The sequence below is a fragment of the Ottowia beijingensis genome, from assembly GCF_013423955.1.
Lineage (GTDB): Bacteria > Pseudomonadota > Gammaproteobacteria > Burkholderiales > Burkholderiaceae_C > Ottowia > Ottowia beijingensis.
In genome coordinates this window covers 1,382,587-1,402,586 of record NZ_JACCKX010000001.1, presented here as the reverse complement: position 1 = coordinate 1,402,586, position 20,000 = coordinate 1,382,587, and the positions used below count along the sequence as shown (strand labels likewise).

15 protein-coding genes and 6 pseudogenes are annotated in these 20,000 nt (G+C 69.7%); 18 read left to right on the top strand and 3 right to left on the bottom strand.

Translation table 11 applies throughout. From position 1 onward, the window contains the following. Positions 1–981: pseudogene (locus tag H0I39_RS07035) on the top strand (tripartite tricarboxylate transporter substrate-binding protein). Between the two features lie 87 nt (positions 982–1,068). Continuing rightward, the gene (locus H0I39_RS07030; protein WP_180550037.1) at positions 1,069–1,446 is read left to right on the top strand and encodes a hypothetical protein; all 378 of its coding nucleotides are present in this window, start codon (positions 1,069–1,071) and stop codon (positions 1,444–1,446) included. Between the two features lie 102 nt (positions 1,447–1,548). On the opposite strand, the gene H0I39_RS07025 is transcribed toward H0I39_RS07030, so the two are convergent. Next, the gene (locus H0I39_RS07025; protein ID WP_180550036.1) at positions 1,549–1,887 is read right to left on the bottom strand and encodes a DUF1840 domain-containing protein; all 339 of its coding nucleotides are present in this window, start codon (positions 1,885–1,887) and stop codon (positions 1,549–1,551) included. Between the two features lie 164 nt (positions 1,888–2,051). Between H0I39_RS07025 and H0I39_RS07020 the strand changes: the two are divergent. The 6 genes and pseudogenes from H0I39_RS07020 to H0I39_RS06995 all read left to right on the top strand — a co-directional run bounded on the left by H0I39_RS07020 (position 2,052) and on the right by H0I39_RS06995 (position 9,299). Next, positions 2,052–4,501 (top strand): annotated as a pseudogene (locus H0I39_RS07020) (bifunctional salicylyl-CoA 5-hydroxylase/oxidoreductase). Positions 4,502–4,503: 2 nt separating this feature from the next. Beyond that, complete coding sequence (locus H0I39_RS07015; RefSeq protein WP_180550035.1) at positions 4,504–4,968, top strand: MarR family winged helix-turn-helix transcriptional regulator; 465 nt, start codon at positions 4,504–4,506, stop codon at positions 4,966–4,968. After that, positions 4,965–5,822 carry an enoyl-CoA hydratase family protein gene (locus H0I39_RS07010; protein ID WP_180550034.1) on the top strand — a complete coding sequence of 286 codons (858 nt, stop codon included), beginning with the start codon at positions 4,965–4,967 and terminating at the stop codon, positions 5,820–5,822. The genes H0I39_RS07015 and H0I39_RS07010 overlap by 4 nt, the downstream gene beginning before the upstream one ends. A gap of 137 nt (positions 5,823–5,959) precedes the next feature. After that, positions 5,960–7,153, top strand: a complete 1,194-nt coding sequence (locus H0I39_RS07005) for an acyl-CoA dehydrogenase family protein (RefSeq protein WP_180551719.1) — start codon at positions 5,960–5,962, stop codon at positions 7,151–7,153. Between the two features lie 137 nt (positions 7,154–7,290). After that, complete coding sequence (locus tag H0I39_RS07000) at positions 7,291–8,907, top strand: AMP-binding protein (RefSeq protein WP_180550033.1); 1,617 nt, start codon at positions 7,291–7,293, stop codon at positions 8,905–8,907. Beyond that, positions 8,904–9,299 (top strand): RidA family protein, encoded by a 396-nt coding sequence (locus H0I39_RS06995; RefSeq protein WP_180550032.1) that lies wholly within the window; start codon positions 8,904–8,906, stop codon positions 9,297–9,299. Before H0I39_RS07000 ends, H0I39_RS06995 begins: the two co-directional genes overlap by 4 nt. Positions 9,300–9,318: 19 nt before the next feature. On the opposite strand, the gene H0I39_RS06990 is transcribed toward H0I39_RS06995, so the two are convergent. Beyond that, positions 9,319–10,344 (bottom strand): sensor domain-containing diguanylate cyclase, encoded by a 1,026-nt coding sequence (locus H0I39_RS06990; protein WP_180550031.1) that lies wholly within the window; start codon positions 10,342–10,344, stop codon positions 9,319–9,321. 33 nt (positions 10,345–10,377) lie between these two features. On the opposite strand from H0I39_RS06990, the gene H0I39_RS06985 reads away from it, so the two are divergent. Continuing rightward, positions 10,378–10,659, top strand: coding sequence for a hypothetical protein (locus H0I39_RS06985; protein WP_180550030.1), 282 nt, complete (start codon positions 10,378–10,380; stop codon positions 10,657–10,659). On the opposite strand, the gene H0I39_RS06980 is transcribed toward H0I39_RS06985, so the two are convergent. Next, positions 10,641–12,140 carry an aminotransferase-like domain-containing protein gene (locus tag H0I39_RS06980; RefSeq protein WP_373368266.1) on the bottom strand — a complete coding sequence of 500 codons (1,500 nt, stop codon included), beginning with the start codon at positions 12,138–12,140 and terminating at the stop codon, positions 10,641–10,643. The genes H0I39_RS06985 and H0I39_RS06980 overlap by 19 nt on opposite strands. A gap of 421 nt (positions 12,141–12,561) precedes the next feature. Between H0I39_RS06980 and H0I39_RS06975 the strand changes: the two are divergent. The 9 genes and pseudogenes from H0I39_RS06975 to H0I39_RS06935 all read left to right on the top strand — a co-directional run bounded on the left by H0I39_RS06975 (position 12,562) and on the right by H0I39_RS06935 (position 19,774). Continuing rightward, positions 12,562–13,229: pseudogene (locus H0I39_RS06975) on the top strand (LysE family translocator). Between the two features lie 5 nt (positions 13,230–13,234). Beyond that, positions 13,235–14,153, top strand: a pseudogene (locus H0I39_RS06970) (DMT family transporter). A gap of 29 nt (positions 14,154–14,182) precedes the next feature. Then, positions 14,183–14,782, top strand: a complete 600-nt coding sequence (locus tag H0I39_RS06965; protein ID WP_180550029.1) for a MarR family transcriptional regulator — start codon at positions 14,183–14,185, stop codon at positions 14,780–14,782. Continuing rightward, on the top strand, positions 14,748–15,179 hold the full coding sequence (locus H0I39_RS06960) for a hypothetical protein (protein WP_257645663.1): 432 nt from the start codon (positions 14,748–14,750) through the stop codon (positions 15,177–15,179). The genes H0I39_RS06965 and H0I39_RS06960 overlap by 35 nt, the downstream gene beginning before the upstream one ends. Before the next feature lie 89 nt (positions 15,180–15,268). Further along, a pseudogene (locus H0I39_RS06955) lies at positions 15,269–16,429 on the top strand (aminotransferase-like domain-containing protein). A gap of 62 nt (positions 16,430–16,491) precedes the next feature. Then, positions 16,492–17,415 (top strand): PhzF family phenazine biosynthesis protein, encoded by a 924-nt coding sequence (locus H0I39_RS06950; protein WP_180550028.1) that lies wholly within the window; start codon positions 16,492–16,494, stop codon positions 17,413–17,415. Further along, positions 17,412–18,137 carry a VOC family protein gene (locus H0I39_RS06945; protein ID WP_308645795.1) on the top strand — a complete coding sequence of 242 codons (726 nt, stop codon included), beginning with the start codon at positions 17,412–17,414 and terminating at the stop codon, positions 18,135–18,137. Before H0I39_RS06950 ends, H0I39_RS06945 begins: the two co-directional genes overlap by 4 nt. A gap of 119 nt (positions 18,138–18,256) precedes the next feature. Continuing rightward, positions 18,257–18,577 carry a pyridoxal-phosphate dependent enzyme gene (locus H0I39_RS06940; RefSeq protein WP_180550027.1) on the top strand — a complete coding sequence of 107 codons (321 nt, stop codon included), beginning with the start codon at positions 18,257–18,259 and terminating at the stop codon, positions 18,575–18,577. A 437-nt stretch (positions 18,578–19,014) separates the two neighbouring features. After that, positions 19,015–19,774 (top strand): annotated as a pseudogene (locus tag H0I39_RS06935) (histidine phosphatase family protein). Positions 19,775–20,000 lie beyond the last annotated feature (226 nt).

Sequence of the window (20,000 nt, the reverse complement as noted above, 5' to 3'; positions counted from 1 at the left end):
ATGTCCCCTCTGTTCAAACTCTCGCTCGCCGCCGGCGCAGCCGTCATGGCCCTGGGCGTGCAAGCGCAGGGCTTTCCCGCCAAGCCGATCACGCTGATCGTGCCCTTTGCCGCTGGCGGCCACCGACAAGGTGGCGCGCGACCTGGCCGAAGCCCTGCGCAAGCCCTGGGCGGCGCCACCGTGGTGGTCGACAACGCGGCCGGCGCGGGCAGCACCATCGGCACCGCCAAGGCCTTCCGCGCGCCGGCCGACGGCTACACGCTGCTGGTGGCGCACATCGGCATGGCCACCACGGCCACGCTGTACCGCAACCCCGGCTTCAAGTACGACGAGTTCGAATACCTCGGCCTGATCAACGAAGTGCCCATGGTCGTCGTCGGCAAGCCCGGCCTGGCCGCCAAGAACTGGGCCGAGCTGAGCAGCTGGATCACCACCAACAAGAACAAGGTCAACCTGGCCAACGCCGGCCTGGGCGCCGCCTCGCACCTGTGCGGGCTGATGCTGCAGAACGCGCTCAAGACCGAGCTGACCACCGTCCCCTACAAGGGCACCGCGCCCGCCATGACCGACCTGCTGGGCGGCCAGGTCGACATCATGTGCGACCAGACCACCAACACCACCAGCCAGGTCGAGGCCGGCAAGATCAAGGCCTACGCCGTCAGCACCGCCAAGCGCCTGACCACGCCCGCCGTCTACAAGGACCTGCCGACGCTGGACGAGGCCGGCCTGAAGGGCTTCGACGTGTCGATCTGGCACGGCCTGTACGCGCCCAAGGGCACGCCCGCCGCCGTGCTGAAGACGCTGAACGATGCCCTGAAGGCCGCGCTGAAGGACCCCGAGTTCATCAAGAAGCAGGAAGGCCTGGGCGCCGTGGTGGTGAACGACGCGCGTGCCAACCCGGCCGAGCACAAGAAGTTCGTCGCCGCCGAAGTCGCCAAGTGGGGCGCCGTCATCAAGGCCGCCGGCCAGTACGCCGACTGATGGCCTGATCACCCGACCGACCGGGTGATAACCTGAAGCCGCGCGAGGGTTCGTCCCTCACGCGGCTTCTTCTTTCCGGGGCATCCCATGAACCCGCCACCGCTGCGCATCGTCGATTCGATCACCGAGCTGAAGCCCGGCCTGGACGCCGGCTGCCTGGCCGTGAGCGGCTCGCACGGCGGCATCAGCTCGGCGCAGTACGCGCTGGCGGCGCGGCCGCTGATCGCCGTGTTCAACGATGCCGGCGTGGGCAAGGACGAAGCGGGCCTGGCGGCGCTGCCCTTCCTGCAGGGCCACGCCATCGCCGCCTGCACCGTGGCGCACACCAGCGCGCGCATCGGCGAGGCGCACAGCACGCTGGCCGATGGCCTCGTCAGCCACTGCAACGCCGCCGCGCGGGCGCTGGGCGTGGCGCCGGGGCAGCGCTGCCAGGCGTTGGTCGAGGCGCTGCAGGCACGCTGCTGAAGGCCGCGGCGGATTCGCTGATCTAGGGGAGTATATGCATCCAGCGCCCGTCCCTCGGGCGCTAGCAGCTTGGCGGGTGGGGAGTATATGAAGCGCGCGCCGTCACACGCCCCACACCACGTCCTTGCCGGCGGCGGCGCTGCGCTCCAGCAGTTCGATGAAGGGCGTCACGCGCTGGCGCAGAGTCACCAGGTCGGTCCTCGCCTTGGCCTCGTCGACCTCGTCCTGCGGCGAACGCTCGTCGCTGGCGGCCTGCGGCTGGCCCATCGCCTCGCGCCGCTGCACCTCGGCCTTCAGCGCGGCCACGGCGGCGGGCACCTGCTCCACGGTGATGATGCCCGTGGGGCTGGCCGGCTTGCCGATGATCTGAAGCACCTCCTCGGCGTTCAGCTTGAGCATGATGACGTCGGCGGCTTCCTGGGATTTGAACTTGTAGAGCATGGCTTCTCTCCTCGGTGGTTGATTCGTGCGCGCGACCCATCGCCCGCAGATGCCCATCCATTGTGCCGCGAGCCGCGACCCTGCATGACAGCTGCATCACCGAATCCTGAGAAGCCCTCTTGACAGTCGATTGTTCATGTCTAAACAATGTAGACATGAATCAAATGTCCTGCATCGTGTGCATCGGCGGCGGCCCGGCGGGGCTGTACTTCGGCCTGCTGATGAAGCAGCAGCGCCCCGACTGCCGCGTGGTGGTGGTCGAGCGCAACCGCCCCTACGACACCTTCGGCTGGGGCGTGGTGCTGTCCGACCAGACGCTGCAGAACATGCTGGTGGCCGACGCCGAAAGCGCGCGCCTGATCGGCGACGCCTTCAACCACTGGGACGACATCGAGGTCTTCTTCAAGGGCCGCAGCGTGCGCTCCACCGGACACGGCTTCTGCGGCATCGGGCGCAAGCACCTGCTCAACATCCTGCAGGACCGTTGCCAGGCGCTGGGTGTCGAACTCGTGTTCGAGACCGACGTGACCGACGACCAGGCCATCGCCGCGCAATACGGTGCCGACCTGGTGATCGCCAGCGATGGCCTCAACAGCCGCATCCGCACGCGCTACCGAAGCGTGTTCCAGCCAGACATCGACACGCGCCTGTGCCGCTTTGTCTGGCTCGGCACCCGGAAGACCTTCGACGCCTTCACCTTCGCCTTCGAGCAGACCGAGCACGGCTGGTTTCAGGCCCACGCCTACAAGTTCGACGACAGCACCTCGACCTTCATCGTCGAGACGCCCGAGGCGGTGTGGAAAGCGCACGGACTGGATCAGATGAGCCAGCAGGAGGGCATCGCCTTCTGCGAGAAGCTGTTCGGCCAATACCTCGATGGCCATCCGCTGATCAGCAACGCGACCCACTTGCGCGGCTCGGCCATCTGGATCCGCTTTCCGCGCGTGATCTGCAAGACCTGGGTGCACCGCGAGCGCATCGGCGGCAAGACGGTGCCCATCGTGCTGATGGGCGACGCGGCGCACACGGCGCACTTTTCCATCGGCAGCGGCACCAAACTGGCGCTGGAGGATGCCATCGACATGGCGAATCAGTTCGCCGCGAGCGGCGAGGAATTCGCCACCGGCGCCGACATCGACACCGTGCTGCAGCGCTACGAGGACACGCGCAGCGTGGAAGTGCTGAAGATCCAGAACGCCGCGCGCAACTCCACCGAGTGGTTCGAGAACGTCGACCGCTACACGGGCATGGAGATCGAGCAGTTCGCCTATTCGCTGCTCACGCGCAGCCAGCGCATCAGCCACGAGAACCTGCGCCTGCGCGATGCGGCCTGGCTAGAGGGCTACGAGCGCTGGTTCGCGCACACCCGGCCGGCGCCCCGGGGTCTTGAGCCAAATCGGCCTCTGGCGCCCGCTCCGTCTGCGCAAGCAGCTATTCAAAGTGAAGCAATCGTGCCGCCCATGCTCACGCCCTTCACGGTGCGCGGTCTGACGCTGAAGAACCGCATCGTCGTCTCACCCATGGCGCAGTACAGCGCGCGCGATGGCGTGCTGGGCGACTGGCACCTGATGCACCTGGGCGCGCGCGCCGTGGGCGGTGCGGCGATGACCATGGTCGAGATGACCAGCCCCACGCCCGAAGGCCGCATCACCCCGGCTGCCCGGGGCTGTACAACGACGCGCAGCAGGCGGCCTTCCAGCGCATCGTCGACTTCTTCCACCAGCAGAGCGACGCCGCCATCGGCCTGCAGCTGGGCCACAGCGGCCCCAAGGGTTCGACCCAGCTCGGTTGGGAGCAGATCGACGAGCCGCTGAAGGATGGCAACTGGCCGCTGCTGGCCGCCAGCGGCGTGCCCTATGGCGAGCAGAACCAGACGCCGGGCGAGATCACGCCCGCCGAGATGGCGGCGCTGAAGGCTGCCTTCGTTGAATCCACCCGCCGCGCCACCGCCATCGGCTTCGACTGGCTCGAGCTGCACTGCGCGCACGGCTACCTGCTGTCGTCCTTCATCAGCCCGCTGACCAACCGGCGCAGCGACGAGTACGGCGGCTCGTTGGAGAACCGTTGCCGCTACCCGCTGGAAGTGTTCAGTGCCATGCGCGCAGCGTGGCCGGCCGACAAGCCGATGAGCGTGCGCATTTCCGCGCACGACTGGGCGCCGGGTGGCCTGACACCGGACGACGCCGTGCGCATCGGCGCGCTGTTCAAGGCCGCGGGTTGCGATGTGATCGACGTGTCCAGCGGCCAGACTACGCGCCAGGCCAGGCCGGTGTATGGCCGCATGTACCAGACGCCGTTCGCCGACCGCATCCGCAACGAATCGGGCATCGCCACCATGGCCGTGGGCGCTATTCAAGAGGCCGACCACGCCAACAGCATCATCGCCGCCGGCCGCGCCGACCTGTGCGCCGTCGGCCGTCCGCACCTGGCCGACCCGGCGTGGACGCTGCACGAGGCCGCCAGACTGCAAAGCCGCGCCGTAACCTGGCCGAACCAATACCTGAGCGGACGCGACCAGCTGTACCGCGAGATGGAAAAGCAAAAAGCGATGCAAGCGCAGGCGGGGCAGGCGCTGGCAGCTATGGATAGTGAAGCTAACGGGCAGCGTGCCTGAGCATGGACCTGGAAGCCCGCGCCCACGCCGAACACCCCGAGGAGCTGCGCCTGTGGCTGCGCCTGCTGGCCTGCACGCAGCTGATCGAAAAGCAGATCCGCACTGACTTGCGCGAGCATTTCGATACCACGCTGCCGCGCTTCGATTTGATGGCGCAATTGGAGCGCGCGCCCGATGGCCTGCGCATGAACGAGCTGTCGCGCCGGCTGATGGTGACCGGCGGCAACGTCACCGGCATCACCGACCAGCTGGAGGCCGAGGGCCTGGTCGAGCGCGCCGAGGTTGAGGGTGACCGCCGCGCCTACCTGGTGCGGCTCACGCCCAAGGGGCGCAAGCAGTTCAACGCCATGGCGCAGGCGCACGAGGCCTGGATCGTCGATGCCTTCGCGGGCTTGAGCCCGCGCGACATCCAGACGCTGCACGCGCTGCTTGGCAAGGTCAAGCAACATTTTCAGGAGACGGCATGAAGCACTACATCGGCGCGGGCAATCCCATGCGCCCGCAGTTCGACGCCCGCGCGGCCTACCAGGCGCGGCACTTCAGCTGGCAGTGCGATGCCGACGGCGTGGGCACCGTCACGCTGAACCGGCCCGAGCGCAAGAACCCGCTCACCTTCGACAGCTACGCCGAACTGCGCGATTTGTTCAACGGCCTGCGCTATGCCACCGACGTGAAGGTGGTCGTGGTGACGGGCGAGGGCGGCAACTTCTGCTCGGGCGGCGATGTGCACGACATCATCGGCCCGCTGACGAAGATGACCATGCCCGAACTGCTGGAGTTCACCCGCATGACGGGCGATCTGGTGAAGGCCATGCGCGGCTGCCCGCAGCCCGTCATCGGCGCCATCGACGGCGTGTGCGCCGGCGCCGGCGCCATGATGGCCTTGGCCTGCGATTTGCGCTACGGCACCGAGAAGACCAAGACGGCGTTCCTGTTCACCCGCGTGGGCCTGGCCGGCGCCGACATGGGCGCGTGCGCGCTGCTGCCGCGCGTGATCGGGCAGGGGCGCGCCAGCGAGTTGCTGTTCACGGGCCGCGCCATGACGGCGCAAGAGGGCTTCGCCTGGGGCTTCTTCAACGCGCTGCACGACAGTGGCGAGTTGCTGGACAAGGCGCAGGCCATGGCGCGCGAGCTGGCCGCCGGCCCGACGTTTGCGCACGGCATGACCAAGACCATGCTGAGCCAGGAATGGGCCATGACCATCGAGCAGGCCATCGAGGCCGAGGCGCAGGCGCAGGCCATCTGCATGCAGACGCAGGACTTCCGTCGCGCCTACGAGGCCTTCGCGGCGAAGCAAAAGCCGGTGTTTGGGGGCGACTGAAGCCAACAGCCAGTACGCAGAGGACGCAAAGATCACGCAGAGGACGCAGAAGAAGCCAAGAAGAATGTTTTCTGACTCTTTTGCGACCTCTGCGAAACCTTTGCGTCCTCTGCGTCCGGTATTCATGAAAGCGCCACCTGAACCATGACCCCTCCACCGACCACCTCGCCCTGCCGTTCTTCGACGCCGCCCACCGCGACATCGCCGCGCGCCTGCCCGAGTGGGCCGCCGCGCAGGACGTGGACGAGCGTGACGACCGCGCCGCCTGCCGCGACTGGGTACGGCGGCTGGGCGATGCGGGCTGGCTGCGCTACTGCGTCGCCGCCGAGCACGGTGGCGCATTGCCCGCGCTCGATTCGCGCGCGCTGGTGGTGCTGCGCGAAACGCTGGCCTTCCACTCGCCGCTGGCCGACTTCGCCTTCGCCATGCAGGGCCTGGGCAGCGGTGCGATCTCGCTCGGCGGCACGCCGGCGCAGCGGGCGGCCTACCTGCCGGCGGTGGCGCGCGGCGACAAGATCGCGGCCTTCGCGCTGTCGGAGCCCGACGCAGGCTCCGACGTGGCCGCCATGCAACTGCAGGCCACGCCGGCGCGCGCTGACTGCGTGGCCGATGAGCCCGACGGCGCCCTCATGCTGGATGGCCGCAAGACCTGGATCAGCAACGGCGGCATGGCCGACTTCTACTGCGTGTTCGCCAAGACCGACCCGCAGGCCGGCAGCCGCGGCATCACCGCCTTCATCGTCGACCGCGGCACGCCGGGGCTGGATGATTCGGCCCACATCCACGTGATGGCACCGCACCCGCTGGCTGAGCTGGTGTTCACGCGCTGCCGCGTCGAGGCCGACCAGCAACTGGGCGAACGCAATGGTGGCTTCAAGCTCGCCATGCAGACCCTCGACATCTTTCGCGCCAGCGTGGCCGGTGCCGCACTGGGCATGGCGCGGCGCGCACTGGCCGAGGCCATCGACCACGCACGGCGCCGCCGGATGTTCGGCCAGACGCTGGCCGACTTCCAGCTGACACAGGCCAAGCTGGGCGAGATGGCGGCGCTGATCGACGCCGGCGCGCTGCTCACCTACCGCGCCGCCTGGATGCGCGACACACAGCAAGGCTCGATGAAGGAGCGCAGCGTTGCCGCCGCCATGGCCAAGATGACCGCCACCGAAAACGCCCAGCGCGTGATCGACATGGCCCTGCAGATGCATGGCGGCCTGGGCGTGAAGGTGGGCACCAAGGTCGAATCGCTGTACCGCGACATCCGCAGCCTGCGCATCTACGAAGGCGCGACGGAAGTGCAGCAACTCATCATCGGCAAGGCGGTGCTGGCATGACGGCAGCGCCGGCATGTCACTCCCTCCCCGCTGGGGGAGGGTTGGGGTGGGGGCCGCGCCCCTCCAGCAGCCAGCGCTGCCGCCCTCACCCCAACCCTCTCCCCAGCGGGGCGAGGGTGCAAGACAGGAGTGACGTCATGACCCGCAGCGCCCAGACCGACCGCTTCGTCCACGACCGCCTGCCGCCGCGCGCGCCCGAGCTGCGCCACGACTTGCCCGAGCTGCAGTTTCCCGACCAGGTCAATTTGGTCGAGCGCCTGCTTGATGGCGCCGCCGCCAAGGGCTGGGCTGATCGCCCGCTGCTGCGCTCGCCCCAAGTGACGTTCACCTATGCCGAAGTGCGCGAACGCGTCGACCGCATCGCCAATCACCTGATGCACGGTCTGAAACTGGAGCCCGGCAACCGCGTGCTGCTGCGCGGCGGCAATTCGATCGGCATGGCGCTGTCGTGGCTGGCGGTGGTCAAGGCCGGCCTGATCGCGGTGGCGACCATGCCGCTGTTCCGCGCCGCCGAGCTGAGCAAGGTGATCGACAAGGCGCAGCCCGTGGCCGCCATCTGCGACGCCAGGCTGCTGCCCGAACTGGAGCAGGCGCAGCGCGCGCACCCGGACGTGCTGCAGCACGTGCTGCGCTTCAACGCGCCCGACGACCCGCAGGACCTGGGCGCGCTGGCCGCGCGCCAGCCGCCCCGCTTCACCGCCTGCCCCACCGCCGCCGACGACATCGCCCTGCTGGCCTTCACCAGCGGCACCACGGGCGCGCCCAAGGCCGTGGTGCACACGCACCGCGACGTGCTGGCGGCCTGCGAATGCTGGCCGCGCCACGTGCTCAAGCCCACGCCCGATGATGTGGTGACCGGCTCGCCGCCGCTGGCCTTCACCTTCGGGCTGGGCGGGCTGCTGCTGTTCCCCATGTGGGCGGGTGCCAGCATCTTCTACCCCGACGGACCCTACAACCCCGAGAGCATGGTGCGCCAGATGCGCGCGCACGGCGTCACCACCTGCTACACCGCGCCCACCTTCTACCGCCAGATGGCGCCGCACGCGCAGGCCATCGGCATCCCCAGCCTGCGCACCTGCGTCAGCGCCGGCGAGGCACTGCCCGACGCCACGCGCCAGCTGTGGAAGCAGGCCACCGGCATCGAGATGCTCGACGGCATCGGCGCCACCGAGATGTTCCACATCTTCATCTCCTCGGCCGGGGCCGCCGTGCGCGCGGGCGCCATCGGCAAGGTGGTGCCCGGCTACCAGGCCAAGGTGGTGGACGGCGAAGGCCACGAGGTGCCGCGCGGCACCATGGGCCAGCTGGCCGTGATCGGGCCCACCGGCTGCCGCTACATGGACGACGAACGCCAGGCGCGCTACGTGCCCGATGGCTGGAACCGCCCTGGCGATGCCTTCGTGCAGGACGCCGACGACTACTTCCACTACCAGGCGCGCGACGACGACATGATCATCACCGCCGGCTACAACGTCGGCGGCCCGGAGGTCGAGGACTGCCTGCTCACCCATCCCGCAGTGGCCGAATGCGGCGTCATCGGCAAGCCCGACGAGGCGCGCGGCATGCTCATCAAGGCCTTCGTCGTGCTCAAGCCCGGCCACGCGGGCGACGCCGCCATGGTGAAAGCGCTGCAGGAGCACGTCAAGCAGACCATCGCGCCGTACAAGTACCCGCGCGAGATCGAGTTCATGACCGCGCTGCCGCGCACCGAGACGGGCAAGCTGCAGCGCTTTCGACTGAGGCAGAACACATGACACACCAGGTTCTTCACCCCGCCGGCTGGGTGCCCGCCAAGGGCTACGCCAACGGCATCGCCGCGCGCGGCACGCAGGTCTTCGTGGGCGGCCAGATCGGCTGGAATGCCCAGCAGCAGTTCGAGACCGACGACTTCATCGCGCAGACGCGGCAGACGCTGCAGAACGTGATGGCGGTGCTGAAGGAGGCCGGCGCCGGCCCCGAGCACATGGTGCGCATGACCTGGTACGTGATCGACCGCGACGAATACAACGCCCGCCTGAAGGAGCTGGGCGCGGTGTACCGCGAGGTGATCGGCAAGCACTTTCCGGCCATGACCTGCGTGGCCGTGGCGGCGCTGATGGAGTCGCGCGCCAAGGTCGAGATCGAAGTGACCGCGGTCGTGCCCTGAAGGCGCTGCCGCAGGCGCCTCAGCGCACGGCTTCGATGCGGTTGCCGCCGGCCGCCTTGGCCTGCTGCAGGGCGCGCTCGGCCGCCGTCAGCCATTCGCGGATGCCCGGATAGGCCGGGCTGGTGGCCACCAGCGACACGCTGCAGGTGGCCTGCAGCCCCGGCCAGTCGGCCAGGCGCAGCGTGCCGATGGCGGCGAGCAGGCGGCGCGCGGCGTGTTCGGCATCGGCCAGCGGCGTGGCCGGCAGCAGCACGGCGAACTGGTCGGCGCCGTAGCGCCCCACCAGCGTGCCCTGCCGCACCGACTGGCGCAGGCGCAGCCCGACCGCGCGCAGGTACTCGTCCGCCGCCTGGTGGCCGAAGACCTGGTTGACGCGGCGAAAGCCGTCCAGGTCGATCAGCGCCAGGCTCGAGGGCATGTCGCGCGAATGCGAAAACGCCAGCGCCGTGGCCGCGCGCGCGATCAGGCTGTCGCGTGCCAGCAGGCCGGTGGTGGGATCTTCCTGCGCGGCCTGCTCCAGCCGGCGCGACTGCTCGCTCACCATTTCGCGCTGGCGCCAGTTGGCGCGGATCGCGGCCAGGAAGTGCAGCGCCAGGAAGGGTACCGTCGCCAGCTCCACCAGCAGCGGCGTGTCGAACTGCAGGCGCGGCTGCACCACGGCGTAGCCCAGCAGCGCGCCGCCCGCGAGGAACGGCAGCGCATGCGCCAGCAGTGCGCGCCGGCGCGGGGTGATCTTGTCCATCAGCGTGACGGTCAGCACCGCGGCGCAGGGCAGCAGGTGGAAGGCCATCAGCGGCAGCATGGCGCCGGCCAGCGCGGCATCGCCCTGAACGGCATGGCGCTCGATGCGCGCGGCATCGCGCAGGCGCGGGGCCATGGCGCGCAGGATGACCGGCCACAGCGCGAACGACAGCATCAGCCCCCACTGCCAACCCGGCGCCTGGCGTGCGTACAGCGCGACGCTGCCCATCAGCCCCGCCAGCGCGTAGGCCGACAGGTGCAGGACGAAGGGGCTGAAGAAGGATGAAGAAAAACGGAGCGACATCGACAGCAGGCACCTCAGGGCAGCACAGCCCCGATGGCCGTGGCGAGCTTAACCGTGGAAAGCGCCAAACCCATGCGAAAAACTTCGCGCAGGTGGCCCCTGGGCGTGGCGCGTGCCGACGCATGCTGTTTCGCGTTCACCAAGACAGCTGCTTGCGCGCGCGATGATGACGACATGACCTCGCTGCGCTTCGATGACGGCGGCTGCGCCGCCATGACGCCAGCCAGGTGCGAGGCATTCCGCGCATCACTGATGTCATTTCGTCATTTCGTCATCGAAGCCGCGCAGCGGCGAAGTCATTTGTCATTTGTTTGAACGCGAAACGGTATCAGGCCCGCGCCATCAACGCGCTGCGCACGCGCTCGAAGGTCTTCCAGAACGCGGCGTCCTGCGTGGTGGCGAAGTTGATGCGCATCAGCGGGCTGGGCTGCCGGCTGGCGTGGAACAGCGCGCCGGGCGCCAGCAGGTAGCCCTGGTCGAGCATGCGCAGCGCCAGCTGGTCGGTGTCCACATCGGTGTCGACCCAGCCGAACAGGCCGGCCGGCTCGGCCGCGAACGTGCAGCCGTGCTGCAGCGCCAGCCGCGCGCTGCGGCTGCGTGCGGCATCCAGCCTGATGCGCAGGCGCTCGGCGTGGCGGCGCAGCTGGCCGTGCTCGATGCAGTGGGCCAGCGCGCGCTCCAGCAGGCTGGGCGTGGTCAGCGTGGCCAGCAGCGGTGTCGAGCAGGCGCTCCACCAGCTCGGGCGGCGCGGCCAGAAAGCCCACGCGCCAGGCCGGCGCCAGCACCTTGGCGAAACCGCTGACGTAGATGGTGCGGCGCAGGCCGTCCAGCTGCGCCAGCCGCGTGGCGTGCTCGGGGGCCAGATGGTGGTAGGTGTCGTCCTCGACGATGTGGAAGTCGTGCTGCTGCGCCAGTTGCAGCACGCGGTGCGCGCTGGCGGGCGACAGGCAGTAGCCCGTGGGGTTGTGCAGCACGCTCACGCTGACGAACAGGCGCGGCGCCTGCGGCGTGCCGGCGTGTGCCTCGCAGTAGCGCGCCATCACCGCCAGGTCGGGCCCGTCGGGGCCGCGCGGCACCGGCAGCATGCGCATGCCCAGCGAGGCCAGCCGCGCGAACTCGACCGACCAGCCGGGCTCCTCCACCAGCACCGTGTCGCCGGGGCGCAGCAGGGTGCGGCTGACGATGTCCAGCGCCTGCGTGGCACCCACGGTGGTGACGATCTGCGCCGCGTCGGCGTCGATGCCCTGGCTGGCCAGCCGCGCGGCCAGCACGCGGCGCAGGCCGGCGTCGCCCTGCGGCTCGCCATAGCGCACGGTGGCGTCGAGCAGCTGCGCCGGCGTGCTGACCTTGCGCACGGCGGCGGCCATGAAGTCGGCGCCCAGCCAGTCGGGCGGCAGCACGCCCATGCCGGGCTGCGGGCGCGCGTCGGCGGCGTGGAACATGCCGCGCATCAGCGTGGCGGCGCTGATCGGCGCGTTCAGGCGGCGGGCGTCGGCCGGGTCGCTGAATGCTTCGGATTCGATGGCTGCGCGCGCCTTGCGCTGGGGCGCTGCGGCCGGCCGCGCCACCGGGTGGCGCACGAAGAAGCCGCGCTGCGGCCGCGCCTCCACCAGGCCCTGCGCCAGCAGCTGGTCGTAGGCGGCCACCACGGTGGACGGGCTGACCCGGTGCAGCGCCGCGCACTGCCGCACGCTGGGCAGGCGCGAGCCGGGCGCCAGCAGCTTGTCGCGGATGCGCTCGGCAAAGCGCTCGGCCAGCTGGTCGGTCAGTGACTGGGTGGGGGTGCGCAGCAGCATGTGCAGAGGTGGAGCGTTGGGCGCTGGGCGTTCAGCGTGAACATCGGGAAGTCACTTTTGATAGTGGCTTGCGCTTGTCCTGATTGGATTTCAAGAGAAAACATCTGAAACAAAGCAATGACGGGCGCGAGAAGCTATTGTTTTTGATTGATTGTCAAGAAGTCTCTGATGCCGCGCGGATCACCTCCGCGGTGTGGGAGCGGGCTTGCCCGCGATGAGGCGCCTCGTCGCAGCCAACGCTTGATCGCGGGCAAGCCCGCTCCCACAACGCAGTCTGCAACTGGCTGCCAACCAAGTGTTCTTGTAAATGGCCGCCGATCCGCTGGCACCGCTGTAGCGTCGCCGCAAACCATACAGTTCAGCCACTGACCTCGTCAACTGTATTGAATCTGTACGGCTGCGCCGCGCTACATTGCAGTGCATGACCGCCGCTGAATTCAGTGCCCTGCTGGTGCTGGCCACCGCCAGCAGCTTCACCCCGGCCCCAACACCACGCTGTCCACCGCCATCGCGGCCAACCGCGGCCTGCGCGGCGCCATGCGCTTCGTCTGCGCGGTGCCCACCGGCTGGGCGGGCCTGTTCGTGCTGTGCGCGCTGGGCGTGGGCGCGCTGGTGATGGCGGTGCCGGTGCTGCGCTGGGGCATTCTGGCGGTGGGCGTGGGCTACATGCTGTGGCTGGCCTGGCGGCTGGCCGGCAGCCGCACCCTGTCGCAGGCCGACGAGCGGCGCTTGCAGGTCAGCTTTGCCGAAGGCGTGGGCCTGCAGTTCCTCAACATCAAGGCGTGGATGCTGGCGCTGTCCATCGTCGCCGGCTGGGTGGCCGGCCGGCCCGACTGGGTGGCGCGCCTGCTGATGGTGCTGCCGGTGATGCTGTTCTTCGGCTTTGCCAGCAACTTCACCTACGCGCTCATCGGCTCGCTGCTGCGCGGCTGGCTGGCGCAGGGGCAGCGGCTGCTGTGGTTCAACCGCGTGATGGCCGCGGCGCTGGTGGCCACGTCGGCGTGGATGGTGTGGAGCGCGCTGGCCGCGCCCTCGACTGCTCCTGAAAACGCAGCGGCCGGCGCCCGCCCGATCGACGCGCAAGGCTGATCGGCATGAACACCCTGCAGGGCGATGCGCGGCTGCTGGCCGGCTTCTGGCTGGGTGTGCTGGGCGTGCTGATCTTCGCCATCACGCTGCCCGCCACGCGTCTGGCCACCGGCACCGACGCGGCGCCGCAGCTCTCGCCCGCCTTCGTCACCGCCGGGCGCGCGGCGCTGGCGGGGCTGCTGTCGGCCGCGTTCCTGCTGCTCACGCGCGCGGCCTGGCCGCAGCGCGCGCACTGGCGCCTGCTGGGGCTGGCGGTGGCGGGCAACGTGATCGGCTTTCCGGTGCTGCTGGCGCTGGCGCTGCGCAGCGTCACCGCCACGCACGCGGCGGTCATCATGGCGCTGGGGCCGCTGGCCACCGCGGTGGCCGTGGCGCTGATGATGGGGCAGCGCGCGCGCCCGCCTTCTGGGCCTGTGCGGTGGCCGGCAGTGCGCTGGTGATGCTGTTCGCCTGGCTGCGCGCGCAGGGCGCGGGCGGCTTCGGGCTGGCCTGGGCCGATGCGCTGTTGATTGGCGCCGTCATCGCCGCGTCCGTCGGCTACGTGGCGGGCGCGCAGGTCAGCCCGGTGCTGGGGGCCGAGCAGACGATTTGCTGGATCTGCGCGCTGGCACTGCCGCTCAGCCTGCCGGCGGCGTGGTGGCTGTGGCCGGCCGATGTCGGCGCCATCCGCCCCGCTGCCTGGGCCGGCTTCGTCTACGTCGGCGTGTTCTCGATGTGGGCCGGTTTCTTCGCCTGGTACCGCGGGCTGGACTGGGGCGGCGCCCTGCGCGTCAGCCAGGTGCAGCTGCTGCAGCCCTTTTGTCGATGCTGTTCGCCGTGCCGCTGCTGGGCGAGCGGCTGGACGCGATGTCCATCGGCTTCGCCCTGGCCGTGGTGGCCACCGTGTTCCTCAGCCGCCGACTGGCGCGGCCGGTGGCCAATTGATGCAAATAAGGCGACAATTGACGCCAAAAATGCAACCCTCTGCCATCTCCGTCCTGCTGCCCGAATACCGCCGACGCGTGCTGGGCCTGCTGTTGCTGCACCCCGACGACGCACTGCACGGCCGCGAGATCGCCCGGCGGGCGGGCCTGCCGGCGGGCACCGTCACGCGCGAGTTGGTCAAGCTGGCCGACGCCGGCCTGCTGCAACGCGAGCGGCGTGGCAACCAGCAGATCTACAGCGCCAACAAGGCCCACCCCATCTTTGCCGAACTGGCCAGCATCCTGCGCAAGACCTCGGGCCTGGCCGACGTGCTGATCGACGCACTGGCGCCGGTGGCGGACCAGCTGCGCGCGGCCTTCGTCTTCGGCTCGGTGGCGCGGGGCGAGGAGACGGCGGGCAGCGACATCGACCTGATGCTGATCGGCGAGCTCGACTTCGCGCGCGCGGTGCAGTTGCTGCATCCGGCGCAAGCGCAACTGGGCCGCGAGATCAACCCCAAGGTGTTCAGCGCGGCAGAGTTTGCCAGCGCCGCCGACGGGCCTTTCCTGCGCGACGTGCTGGGCAAGCCCAAGATATTCCTGCTGGGAGACGAGCGTGAGCTTGAAGAACTTGGTCGGCGTCAGCCTTGATGTCATCACGCCCGACAAGGCGCAGGTGGCCCACCTGCTGGCCGCGGCCCGCCGCAACATCGCCGACGCCCAACTGGCGGGCCTGAGTTGCGAAAACCGCTTTGACGCCGCCTACAAGGCCGTCATGCAACTGGCCATGGCGGGCCTGCATGCCAACGGCTACCGCACGCTGACCAGCAAGCCGGGCCACCACCAGACAGCCCTGCAAACCCTGCCCCTCAGCGTGGGGCTGGCCCCGAAGCGGTGTGGCCGTTGGACGCACTGCGCAAACAGCGCCATCTGGCCGACTATTCCGGCGACACCGTGCCCGAATCCGCGGCGGCAGCCTGCCTGCAGTCGGCCCGGATGCTGCAGCAACACGTGCGCGACTGGCTGCGTGCGCACCACCCCGAATTGATGCCCTGACCCGAACAACAGGAGAAACCCCATGAACCCCAACGACCTGCAACCCACCACCCCTGGCACCTGGCCGAGCGCGCCGAGGCCATGAACCCTCCGCCATCCGCGAAATCCTGAAGGTGACCGAGCGCCCCGGCATCCTCAACTTCGCCGGCGGCCTGCCGTCGCCCGAGACCTTTCCCGTCGACGCCATGCGCGATGCCTGCGCCACCGTGCTGGGCAAGGACAGCGCCATCGCCAAGCCGTCGCTGCAATACGCGTCGAGCGAAGGCCTGCCCGAGCTGCGCCAGTGGGTGGCCGATGAAATGGGCAAGCACGGCGCCACCGTGTCGCCCGAGCAGGTGCTCATCACCACCGGCAGCCAGCAGGGGCTGGACCTGATCGCCAAGGTGCTGCTCGACAAGTGCTGCCGCCTGCTGGTCGAGTCGCCCACCTACCTGGGCGCGCTGCAGGCCTTCACGCCCATGCAGCCGGTGCCCGAGAACGTGGCCAGCGACGATGGCGGCGTGTCGCCGCAGGCATTGCGCGAGGCGCTTCAAAAGGCGAGCGCCCGCGCTTCATCTACCTGCTGCCCAACTTCCAGAACCCCACCGGCCGCACCATGGACGAAACGCGCCGCCAGCAGGTGATCGCCGTCTGCCGCGAGTTCGGCCTGCCCATCGTCGAGGACAACCCCTATGGCGAGCTGTGGTTCGAGCAGACGCCGCCTGCGCCCTGCTGGCGCGCTGGCCCGAGGGCGTGGTGTACCTGGGCTCGTTCAGCAAAATCCTGGCGCCCGGCCTGCGCCTGGGCTACCTCATCGCGCCGCCCGCGCTGTATCCCAAGCTGCTGCAGGCCAAGCAGGCGGCCGATTTGCACACGCCCGGCTTCAACCAGCGCGTGGTGGCCGAGGTGATTCGCGATGGTTTTCTCGACCGCCACGTGCCCACCATCCGCGCGCGCTACCACGCGCAGCGCGACGCCATGCTGGCCGCGCTGGAGTGCGAACTGGGCCCCACCGGCGCCAAGTGGACGCGCCCCGCCGGCGGCATGTTCGTGTGGGTGAAATTGCCCGAGGGCCTGAACGCCCAGACGCTGCTGCCCGCCGCCGTCGACGCCGGCATGGCTTTCGTGCCCGGCGCGCCGTTCTACGCCCAGCAGCCCGACACGCGCACGCTGCGCCTGTCCTTCGTCACCTCCACGCCGGCCGAGATCGACCGCGGCATGGCCGCGCTGGGGCAGGTGGTGCGGCAGGCGCTTTCAAGGTGAAATCGGCCTCCAGACCTTGACCAGAAAGCGCAAGCAGCTCCTGATTCTATAGCTATCACACCATGACCCCTCGCCCCTTCGCCCAGATCGACGTCTTCACCGACACCCCCGGCTACGGCAACCCGGTGGCCGTGGTGCTGGATGGCAGTGGCCTTGACGACGCCGCCATGCAGCGCTTCGCGCGCTGGACCAACCTGTCGGAAACGACCTTCGTCCTGCCGCCCACCGAGCCCGCGGCGGACTACGCCCTGCGCATCTTCACGCCCGGCGGCGAGCTGCCCTTCGCCGGCCACCCCACGCTGGGCTCGTGCTTTGCCTGGCTGGCGGCGGGCGGGCAGCCGCAGCGCGGCGACGTGATCGTGCAGCAGTGCGCCAAGGGGCTGGTGCCGATCCGGCGCCAGGCCGTGGATGGGCGCGAGCACCTGGCCTTTGCCGCGCCGCCCAGCACGCGCAGCGATCCGTCGCCGGTGGTGCTGGCCCAGGTGGCGCAGGCGCTGGGCGTGCCCGCGGCGCAGGTGCAGCGCGCGCAGCTGCTCGACAACGGCCCCGCCTGGCTGACGCTGCAGCTCGACAACGCCGATACCGTGCTGGCGCTCGAGCCCGACCAAGCGCAACTGGCCAGGCTGGGGCAAAAAGTGGGCGTGGTCGGCATCCACCAAGCGCAGGGTGCTCTGCCCTTGATAGCGCGGTCGAGCCGCGAGGCGCGTGCCTTCACCGCCGCGGCCGGGCGCGAGGCGGCGCCGCTGATCGAGGTGCGCGCATTCGCCGCGCCCATCGGCGTGACCGAAGACCCGGTCACCGGCAGCCTGAACGCCAGCCTGGCGCAGTGGCTGATCGCGGCGGGCGAACTGCCCGCCAGCTACATCGCCGCGCAGGGCACGGCGCTGGGCCGTGCCGGCCGCGTGCATGTCGAGCGCGACGCGGACGGCCAGGTGTGGGTGGGCGGCGACTGCGTGCGCATGGTCCAGGGCGAGGTGCTGCTGTGACCGCGCCGCTGCACGACCGCCCGCGCCTCGACCATCTGGTGGTGATGGCCGACACGCTGGCGCAAGGCGCCGCGTGGTGCGAAGCCACGCTGGGCGTGGCGGCCGCGCCGGGCGGCGAGCACCCGCTGTTCGGCACCCACAACCGCCTGCTGACCATCGAATCGCCGGCGTTTCCGCTGGCATACCTGGAGATCATCGCTATCAATCCAGAAGCAACTGGCGACCGCCAGACGGGCGCTGCAGGCCTGAAGCGCTGGTTCGACATGGACGACGCGGCCCTGCGCGAGCAGGTGCGCGCGCACGGCCCGCGCCTCATCCACTGGGTGGCGCGTGTGCCCGACCTGCAGGAGGCCGCCGCGCGCCTGGCCATGCTGGAGATTGACCGCGGCGAGCTGCTGCACGCCAGCCGCGACACGCCGGCCGGCCTGCTGCAATGGCAGATCACCGTGCGCCCCGACGGCCGCCGCCTGTTCGACGGCTGCCTGCCCACGCTAATCGAGTGGGGTGCCACGCACCCGGCCGCGCGCCTGCCGCCCAGCGGCGTGACCTTGCACGCCCTGAGGCTGAAGCACCCGCGCGCCGCCGCGCTGGCCGAAGCCTGCAAGGCGGCTGGCCTGGGCGACACCGCCATCGAGCCCGCACCGCAGCCGGCCATCGAAGCCGTGCTGGCCACGCCGCGCGGCGTGGTCACGCTGTCGTCCATCGGTCAGCCCCGCCCCTGAGTCCCCTCATCCTTCGGGGCCGATGCGGCGTGATACTCCCTTATATATATCTCCCGGCGCCCGATGGGAGGGCGCAAAAGCATATACTCCCCACATTTTGGGTGAGAGGAAACTCCCGCATGCCCACGCTGCCCACGCTGGCCGAGATTGAAGCCGCCGCGCAGGTGGTGTACCGCGCCTTCGCGCCCACGCCGCAGTACCGCTGGGCGCTGCTGCAGGCGCACCTCGACCACGTGGTGCAGGTCAGCGACGACGAGGCGGCCCACGCCATGCGCGCCCTCTACAACGACACCCACAACGTCGCCGAAGGCGCCGGCGCCGCCGCCTTCGCCGCCGCGCTGCAGCAGCGCGACCGCCTGCGCGGCCAATGCGTCGGCGTGAGCCTGACCGGCGCCAACGTGGACGCGGCCGTGCTGGCCCGCGTGCTGCAGCAGGCATAGCCCGTCACCCACGCCGCCCGCACTCCGTGGGGCAGGGCAATTGCTTGTCATGCCGTTTCGCGTTCCAGACGTCGGCTTTTTGACGGATGACGCCATGACTTCGCCGCTGCGCGCGTGATGACGAAATGACGTCCGTGCTGCGCAAAATGCCTCGCACTTGGCTGGCGTCATGGCGGCGCAGCCGCCGTCATCGAAGCGCAGCGAGGTCATTTTCGTCATCGCATCGCGCGCGAACAGCTGTCTTTTTGAACGCGAAAAAGTATCAGCGCCTTGTGCGAGCGGGCTTGCCCGCGATGGCAGCGCACCCACGCCATCACCACCCCATCGCGGCCAAGGCCGTCCACACAAAAAGTGCAAAACACAGGAATGGGCCGCGCCTGTCACGTGCACGACCGGCCAGCGCATCACACGGCCGCCCGCGCCGCCACAATCCGCGCATGGGAACCCTCTACCTCGTGCGCCACGGCCAGGCCAGCTTCGGCGCCGACGACTACGACCAATTGAGCGAGCTGGGCCAGCGCCAGAGCGTGCGCCTGGGCCAGTACCTGCGCGAGCGCCTTGGTGATGCCCTGCACTTCGACGCCGTGCTCACCGGCACCCTGCGGCGCCAGCTTGGCACCTGGCAGGGCATCGCCGAAGGCGGCGGCATCGAGGCGCCAGCACCGCGCCGCGCCGGGCCGCCCCAGGCGGCGAGCGCTCCTCGGGGGCAGCGCCGACACGCCAGCGCGAAGCGTGGGGGCGCACATTCTGTGGCCCGGCCTGAACGAATACGACAGCCACGCCGTCATCGCCGCCATCCACCCCCAGCCCCTGCCCAAGCCCGACACGCCCGAGCTGTACCGCCAGCACTTCCGCCTGCTGCGCGACGGCCTGGCCGCGTGGATGGACGGGCGCCTGCAGCCCGTGGGCATGCCCAGTTATGTGGACTTCCGCGCCGGCGTGGTCGGCGCGCTCGACCACGTGCGCGAGCACTACGAGGGCAACGTGCTCATCGTCTCCAGCGGCGGCCCCATCGCCACCGCCGTGGCCCACATCCTGGACGCGCCCGCCGCCACCAGCATCGAGCTGAACCTGCGCATCCGCAACACGGCAGTCACCGAATTCGCCTTCAACCCCAAGCGGCACCATCTGGTGACCTACAACACCCTGCCGCACCTGGACGCGGCGGCTTTCAGGGACTGGGTGACCTACGCCTGAAGCTGCGTGGCGCAGGCTTGCGGCGGCGGAGTTGTGCCGGGGGCTGGTTGTCGACAGCCGTCGGGCGGGCTTTGGCCGGAATCGACCCGAAGCGGACATACGACGCTGATGCGCGTATGGCGGGTCTGCAGCGATTGCATTCGTTCAAATGCGTTGTGGGACCGGCAACTCTTTGAACAATTGCGGTCATTCGCCATACAGATTCAAGTGACTGCTACCAGCCCTT